A 4,670-nucleotide genomic window follows, 5' to 3' on the forward strand; every position below is an offset into this window, starting at 1 on the left:
AAAGCCCGCCACATTGACCCCCTGCACGAACGGCGGGCAGCGAAATCCCACCAGAGTCCCCGCCACCGCGGCAAAGCGGAACAGCGGCTGCTGTTCGATGGCTTCCAGCATGGGGCGATAGGGGGGCTCCTGACGCGGCACGGTACGTACCTTGGCCGTCTCAAACTGGCCGTCGAGGCGCAGGGCGACGAAGACGTTGTCGGATCCCACAAGTCGATCCACCCACTGGTGGATCTCGTCACGGCTGAGAGGGTGATCGAAGCGACGCTCCAGACAGGGGCGAAAATGGGTCATCACCGCAAAGGGGGTCTTCTGATCGGCGCGGGCGGGCCGGGCCGAGCCATCGGAGCGCAACTGGTGGATCTGGCGCTCGAAGGCGATCAGCTCGCCATCGAGGTGGTTGAAGGTGCCGAGGCCAAAGTCGCCGTGGCGCAGCAGCTCGCTCATGGTGGTCTCCCCTTCGTAGACCCCCGCCAGCAGGGCGCTCATCAGGGAACTCTGGTAGATCTCGCCACCATCATGCTGCCTGCGCCAGCGGGAAAACTGCTGGCTCACTTCGAGGGCACAGCTGCACCCGGCACTGTCAGATGTTGCAATATGTTCCATTCGGGTTTCACCTCCACCGTGAATCCTGTTAGCGTTCGGATCCAATGGTGACTTGGTTCACATTTCAACACCAATACGCTGATCCCATGACTTTGAGACTCAATCGATATGGAACTTCGTACGCTCCGCTACTTCATGGCCGTTGTTGAAAAGCAGAATTTCACCCGCGCTGCCGAATCACTCAACATGGCCCAGCCGCCGCTGAGCCAGCAGATCCGCAAGTTGGAAGAGACCCTGGGCACCCCGCTGCTGCGCCGTTTGACCCGCAGTGTCGAGCTGACCGAGGCGGGCGAGAGCCTCTATCGGGATGCGGTGCAGATCCTGGCGCTGGCCGATGCGGCAAAGCAGAAGGTTAAGCGGATTGCCCGGGGCGAGCAGGGGGCACTGCGGATCGGCTTTGCCGGCTCCACCGTGCTCCACCCCGCGGTGCTGACCCTGCTGCACGACTATCGGGAGCGCTACCCCGAGGTGGCTCTCAGCCCGCAGGAGGGCACCATGCCGGCACTGGTGGAGGCGCTGCGCAACGATCGGCTGGACGCCGCCATCTTGCGGCTCCCCTGCCGCGGTAGCGAGGGCTTTGCCCATCACCTTATCGAGCAGGAGCCGCTGCTGATCGCCCTGCCGACCAGCCATCCCAAGGCCAAGCCGGGCCCCTTGCCACTGGCCAGCCTGAAGGACGAGAGTTTTATTCTGTTTCCCCACGCCATCGGGCCCGGGCTCTATGACGGCATCGTGGGCCTCTGTCGGGAGGCTGGCTTCGAGCCGATACTGGGACCCGAATGCCCGCAGGTGATCTCCACCGTCGGCATGGTGCAGGCGGGCTTTGGCGTGACTCTGGTGCCCAGCTCGGTGGCGGCGCTGCGCCCACTCGGGGTCAGTTATCACCCCATTGAGGGCAACGGCATGATGACCAGTATCAGTCTGGCGACACGACCACACCCAAGCAGTGCCGTGCTGCGGCACTTCATCGCCCAGATCCGTGCCGCCCAGATACGACAAGGCCTCCCGAAGGAGGCCCTGTTGAACAAGCTTGAACCGGTTTGATGACCAGCTTGCCTGATGCGACTGCTTATTTGACGGTACTGCTTATTTGACAGTCACGCGGGCAAACTTGCGCTTGCCGACCTGATAGACGGCGGTACCGGCACCGATGAGTGCCTTGCCATCTTCCAGCTTCTCGCCATCCACCTTGACCGCACCCTGCTTGATCATCCGCAACGCTTCGGAGGTGGTGGCCACCAGATCGGCCTCTTTCAGCAGGTTGGCGATGGCCAGCCCGTCACCTTCCAGAGCCAGCTCCACTTCCGGCATCTCGTCCGGAATGGCGTTCTTGGAGAAACGCTGGGTGAAATCTTCGTGGGCCGCTTCAGCCGCCGCTTCGTCGTGATAACGGGCGATGATCTCTTTGGCCAGCCAGATCTTCACATCGCGCGGGTTGAGGGTACCGGCCGCGATGCCTGCCTTGAACTCTTCAATTTCAGCCAGCGGACGGAAGGAGAGCAGCTCGTAGTAGTTCCACATCAGATCGTCGGTGATGGACATGATCTTGCCGAACATCTCGCCCGGAGCGTCGTGAACGCCGATGTAGTTGCCTGCGGACTTGGACATCTTCTTAACGCCATCCAGACCCACCAGCAGCGGCATCATCAGCACGCACTGGGTCGCCATGCCGGCATCTTTTTGCAGCTCGCGGCCCATCAGCAGGTTGAACTTCTGGTCGGTACCGCCGAGCTCAACGTCCGCCTTCAGCGCGACCGAGTCATAGCCTTGCAGCAGCGGATAGAGGAATTCGTGAATCGCGATGGATTGGCCGCCGGTGTAGCGCTTTTTGAAGTCGTCGCGCTCCATCATGCGGGCCACGGTCTGCTTGGCCGCCAGCTTGATCATGCCGGTCGCACCCAGCTCGCTCAGCCAGGTCGAGTTGTACTCGATGCGGGTCTTGGCCGGGTCGAGGATCTTGAACGCTTGCTCCGCATAGGTGAGGGCGTTGTGCTTGATGGCCTCTTCGGAGAGCGGCGGACGGGTGGCGTTCTTGCCGGAGGGATCACCCACCATGGCAGTGAAGTCACCGATCAGCAGGATCACTTCATGGCCCAGATCCTGGAAGGTCTTCAGCTTGTTGAGGATCACGGTATGACCCAGGTGAATGTCGGGGGCGGTCGGGTCCATACCCAACTTGATGCGCAGCGGGCGCCCTTCCTTCAACTTGGCGACAAGTTCTTCTTCAACCAGAATTTCTTCCACTCCGCGCTTGATCTCGGCTAGCGCCACCTCGAGCTGGGACATTTTTTGACTCTCCATCACGATTCCACAGGGCCAAACATATTACTGGAATGGCGGGCCAATTGGAAAGGCTGTAAAATCCGTCCATTCTGCCCGACTTCATCTGCTTCTCATGGTTATTTGGCACGCCTTCAACGCACTCCCCCACTGGCACCGCAAGATGGTGCTGATCTTGAGCATCATGATCATGATGCTGGCTGCCTGGCCAAGCGAACAGGCAGTAGCAACACGGGTCGATGAAAACGGCAACGAGATTGCCCTGCGGGAACAGGCGAACGACAACGCAATGAACGACGAGCTAACGGCCGAAGCCGCCCAGCCCGTTACCCCGCCCAAGCCGCGCTACATCACCAAGCAGGTGAAAGTACGCCGTGGCGACAACATGGGAGTCATCTTCCAGCGCATTGGCCTGAGCACCACGGATCTGCACCTGATCGATCAGCTCGAGGGCAGCGATCCCCTGCGGATGCTGCAACCGGGGCAGGAACTCACCTTCAAGCTCACCGAGAACGGCGAGCTGCACAGCCTCTATTACCCCCATAGTCTGGAGCAGGCGCTCAAGGTGAGCCGCAAGGAGGAGACCTTTGTCGCCCGCAACGTCAAGATCGCCCTCGACACCCGCGAACAGGTGAGCAAGGGCGAGATCCGCTCCAGCTTCTGGGGCGCAGCGGTGGATGCGGGGATGACCGAAGATCAGATCATGGACTTGGCCGCCATCTTCGGCTGGGACATCGACTTTGCCCAGGACTTGCAACCGGGAGACAGCTTCCGGGTGGTCTATGAAGACAAGTTCCGCGACGACGAGCGGGTCGCCTCCGGCGATATTCTGGCGGCGGAGTTCGTCAACCAGGGCACCGCCTACCGCGCCGTGCTCAATGAAGATGGCAACTACTACACCCCGGAAGGCAAAGCGATGCGCAAGAGCTTCCTGCGCGCGCCGGTCAACTTCAAATACATCAGCTCCAACTTCAACCCGCGCCGCCTCCATCCTGTGACCGGCAAGATCCGCCCCCATAACGGCATCGACTATGTGGCGCCGGTGGGCACCCCCATCATGGCGGCGGGCTCCGGCAGCGTGGTGGCTGCCGGTTACAACCAGTTCAACGGCAACTACGTCTTTATCAAGCATGCCGGCAACTATGTGACCAAGTACCTGCACCTATCCAAACGCACCGTCAACAAGGGGCAGCGGGTGAAGCAGGGGCAGACCATCGGCACCCTGGGTGGCACCGGCCGCGTCACCGGCCCGCACCTGCACTATGAATTCGTGGTGGGCGGCATTCACAAGAACCCGCGCACCCTCACCCTGCCGCAGGCAGAGACCCTGAGCGGGCGCGAGCTGGCCAACTTCAGGAAGCTGGCGATGCCGCAACTGGCCAAACTCGACAAGCCCGAGCTGCAACTGGCCCAGAACAAGCGGGATAGTCGCGGCAACTAAGTCATCAGGGCTGGCAGGGTGAAGGCCCTGCCAGCCCCTTTTATTGAACCCGCGCCAGGCAGACAGATTGAAATGAGTCCACTCTCAAGCGTAAGATGAGATGGAACACCGGGAGCGGCATGTGGCACGGGCGTAAGGGCTTATCTATCCTGTCTCTCTCACTCTTTTTCCGGTCCGCATTGAGGATGCCCCATGGTTGAGCGTTATATCGGTCTGATGTCAAAGACCACGCCATGTGGCATGGGATGAAAGCCGTTCCCCTCTTCACCCTCTCTGCACACCGCATTTTCAAGCAGCAATGTAAGGAGACACATGGCTGAACGCTATATCGGTCTGATGTCGG

Annotated in this window: 4 protein-coding genes; 2 read left to right on the top strand and 2 right to left on the bottom strand. The window is 60.8% G+C overall.

What is annotated here, in order from left to right:
- Window positions 1-606, bottom strand: a 606-nt coding sequence (gene budA, locus AACS18_RS20090; RefSeq protein WP_258228772.1) for an acetolactate decarboxylase, incomplete at its 3' end; no start/stop codon positions are given.
- Between the two features lie 108 nt (window positions 607-714).
- Here budA and AACS18_RS20095 point away from each other — a divergent pair.
- Entirely contained in the window at window positions 715-1,650 is a 936-nt protein-coding gene (locus AACS18_RS20095) for a LysR family transcriptional regulator (protein WP_108613127.1), read from the top strand.
- Window positions 1,651-1,692: 42 nt separating this feature from the next.
- Here AACS18_RS20095 and tyrS read toward each other — a convergent pair whose 3' ends face one another.
- On the bottom strand, window positions 1,693-2,892 hold the full coding sequence (gene tyrS, locus AACS18_RS20100; protein WP_108613128.1) for a tyrosine--tRNA ligase: 1,200 nt from the start codon (window positions 2,890-2,892) through the stop codon (window positions 1,693-1,695).
- A gap of 109 nt (window positions 2,893-3,001) precedes the next feature.
- Between tyrS and AACS18_RS20105 the strand changes: the two genes are divergently transcribed.
- The gene (locus AACS18_RS20105; RefSeq protein ID WP_108613129.1) at window positions 3,002-4,327 is read left to right on the top strand and encodes a peptidoglycan DD-metalloendopeptidase family protein; all 1,326 of its coding nucleotides are present in this window, start codon (window positions 3,002-3,004) and stop codon (window positions 4,325-4,327) included.
- Window positions 4,328-4,670: the final 343 nt, after the last annotated feature.

Origin of the sequence: Aeromonas sp. HMWF015 (genome assembly GCF_963878965.1) — a bacterium.
Classification (GTDB): Bacteria; Pseudomonadota; Gammaproteobacteria; order Enterobacterales; family Aeromonadaceae; genus Aeromonas; species Aeromonas veronii.

Bases quoted from the DNA above. Each gene is read 5' to 3' on its own strand.
- AACS18_RS20095 (WP_108613127.1), top strand. From the start codon at position 715: ATGGAACTTCGTACGCTCCGCTACTTCATGGCCGTTGTTGAAAAGCAG.
- tyrS (WP_108613128.1), bottom strand. From the start codon at position 2,892: ATGTCCCAGCTCGAGGTGGCGCTAGCCGAGATCAAGCGCGGAGTGGAA.
- AACS18_RS20105 (WP_108613129.1), top strand. From the start codon at position 3,002: ATGGTTATTTGGCACGCCTTCAACGCACTCCCCCACTGGCACCGCAAG.